Genomic DNA, 1,208 nt, shown 5'->3' with positions numbered 1-1,208 from the left:
CGGGCTGATCTCGCCTCTGTTTTTAAAGTCCTCATTGAACCAGGAGTAGCTGCCCGGGGTTAGCGTCCCTCCCATTTCCGCTTCGATCGTCTCGGCTCTTTGCCCTGTTACCTCCCCATTTTCGTCAAAGCTTAATACCCGGGGGTGCGTGTATCCCCACTCAGGAGTGACACCGAATTTGAATGAATATTGATCGTCAGCGGCACCGGGGATTCCCGTGCCGGACGGATATTCTTTGTTGGCTATGGACTGCTTGTCTAAAAATACTCCCCCTGGTTTAATTGCCTTCTTGACTTGGCTCCCGCCGGCTCCGCCAGTGTCATTTGGGTCCAGCATAAGATACGAATCTCCTTTATCTGCTGCCGTAGCGAGGGATACCTTGTCTAAGCCACGGAAATAGTGGGAACCTTGTACGCTGCTGGCAGATTGTGTCTGTAGATAGAAGCTGTTTTTCATATTGCTGATTGTAATTATGGCCCTAAAATCATAATGTACGGTCCCGGTGGTTACGAGGTGCGCCTTCTTAACCTCGATCTTTATCTGGGCTCCATTCCCTGCAGTATAGTTTTCCGTTATCTGGGCCGCACCTGTATCGCTCGTATCTTCCCAGGAAGGGTCCCAGAAGTTGAACGTTTCATTTATTATCGGCTCCTTTGCAGAATAATCCACGCCGTTCGGGAAGTAGCTCAGGGTCAATGTAGGGGACGGCCAGAAAAAGAATAGAGGGGATGTCGGCGATCCGTTGCCGCCAGCACGTTTCATGTGATATTCAAAGTGCAATACATCGCTGCTTCCAAATGTCCCGGTTGATATCGTTTTGTTTCCGGTGCCCATCAATACTTCTTTTGTTTCGCTGCCCCGTGGTTTTGACAATCTCCCCGCCTGATAATCCCCACCATAATTCGTCCCATAATACGGGTCACCCTGTGAATAGCTGCCTGTCTCATCTGTCTTCCTTATCCAGCTGTCACCTGCCTCTGTATTCTGCATATTACCGGTGCCTTCATATACCCCGCAGATGAGAGGTCCATCATCCCTGTCACCGACTACGGTCATATCCAAGCTCTTGTCGGGATATATGAAGGAGTATGTAATCTCTCTTTTTGCCTCGTCTTCACTTTTGGATATCTGAAGGGATGCATCGCCAAAAATTATGCCGACCGGCGTAATGCCCGGCGCTTCCACCGTATGGTACCCTGCAGGATATG

General features: G+C 49.9%; 1 protein-coding gene. It reads right to left on the bottom strand.

Annotated features, from left to right (window positions below; all coding sequences use genetic code 11):
- Window positions 1-1,208, bottom strand: a 1,208-nt coding sequence (locus tag HJV72_RS18735; protein WP_208073365.1) for a hypothetical protein, incomplete at both ends; no start/stop codon positions are given.

Source organism: Extibacter sp. GGCC_0201, assembly GCF_017566055.1.
In the GTDB taxonomy this organism is placed as follows: Bacteria; Bacillota; Clostridia; order Lachnospirales; family Lachnospiraceae; genus Extibacter.
Note: the sequence above shows the minus strand (reverse complement) of the source record. Positions and strands in the feature narration are given on the sequence as shown.